Raw genomic sequence first — 1254 nt, 5'->3', positions numbered from 1 at the left:
GAGGATCCGCCGTCGCTCAAGCTATGGCGGGACAAGTCAGAGGTGGGGGTGAAAGTGATTTTTGAGGGGGGAGGATCCGCCGTCGCTCAAGCTATGGCGGGACAAGTCAGAGGTGGGGGTGAGAGAAACCCCTCCTTCGACATGGCGTTGGATATAGTCACGGATCACCTGGCAGGCAATATACAATACCAACACATCATAACCGAAGATCAAAAGCTGTTTACCATAGAAGGGTACACCCGTCTTCGCCCCTTCGACTAGCTCAGGACCTTCGGCTTGCAGCTTCGCCGTGGCTAAGCGGGGTAACACAGGAAACCTTTGAGATCTGAGATTTGAGATTCGAGCCCTGGGATCTGAGTTGCAAAAAGCCAGGTACGAAGACGATCTCCCTCTTCGCGCTTCGCCCTTTGATCTTCGTACTGTCAGCTTAAAGATCCGACAGGATCTTTAAGCTGACTTGCGCCGGAAGCCACGACTTTCGATCCACCTGCGGAACCGGCTCACGGTTTTGATCGGTTCGGTTTCCCGTGCTACTGCCAGTGGGGGATGCCAGTGTACCTGCATCCGCGCACTGGGCCAGGTGTCCTCGCACCCGGGACCGACCCTGTAGGCGATCCCGGCCTCAAAGGCCGCCAGATCGTCCCTGTCGAAAAGAGCGTCTTTCACCCTGCCAAAGTAACGTTTCAGATCGATCATTGTTTTCCTCCGATCAATTGCCAGGATCGCGAAAAGTCCAGGCGGGACTTTTTGTGACCCATTAATATCCTGTGGAAAATCCATCCATCACAAGAGGGCCCGTACCATATAGATATAGCAACAAGCATGCCGTGGAGGACGCCTCGGAAATTACCGGCATGGAAAGCTGAAAAGGGTCTGGTTGAGATACCGATAAGTGAAGTTTTTACATGAGCAATACCTTGCAATATACTGTTATTAAAAGTAATAACTGCAATACAAAAGTTTGGAGCAGGGTTTTGCATAAAACCGGATATTCGAAAGGAATCTTTTTTCTGGCCCCGATATATTGTCGTTACGCTGGAAACAGTATGTCGTTATTGCAACAGGTGGGAATAGTTGTGGTGGATCTGCAACACCTTTTGGGGCCTGAGTCTCCTCTTTACAAATCGCCCTAGCCCGCATTATTCATGATGCAAATGAGATGTCAGCTAACTGTTTAGCAATTAAAGATAAATGGGAATGGCACTATAAGCATCATGAATCAGGCGGGGTTGAGCGGACATAGTCACGAGAGGA

General features: G+C 50.2%; 2 protein-coding genes. One reads left to right on the top strand and one right to left on the bottom strand.

From position 1 onward, the window contains the following. The coding region (locus P1S46_12245; protein MDF1537238.1) for a hypothetical protein at positions 1–261 on the top strand (261 nt) is incomplete at its 5' end. A 186-nt stretch (positions 262–447) separates the two neighbouring features. Here the strand turns inward: P1S46_12245 and P1S46_12240 are convergent. Then, positions 448–696, bottom strand: a complete 249-nt coding sequence (locus tag P1S46_12240; protein MDF1537237.1) for a hypothetical protein — start codon at positions 694–696, stop codon at positions 448–450. Positions 697–1254 lie beyond the last annotated feature (558 nt).

The organism is bacterium, from assembly GCA_029210545.1.
Classification (GTDB): Bacteria; BMS3Abin14; BMS3Abin14; order BMS3Abin14; family BMS3Abin14; genus JARGFV01.
The sequence above is the reverse complement of the archived record's forward strand: the minus strand, read 5'-3'. Positions and strand labels throughout refer to the sequence as shown.

Excerpts from the sequence above, each read along its gene's own strand:
- P1S46_12240 (MDF1537237.1), bottom strand. The coding sequence starts at position 696 with ATGATCGATCTGAAACGTTACTTTGGCAGGGTGAAAGACGCTCTTTTC.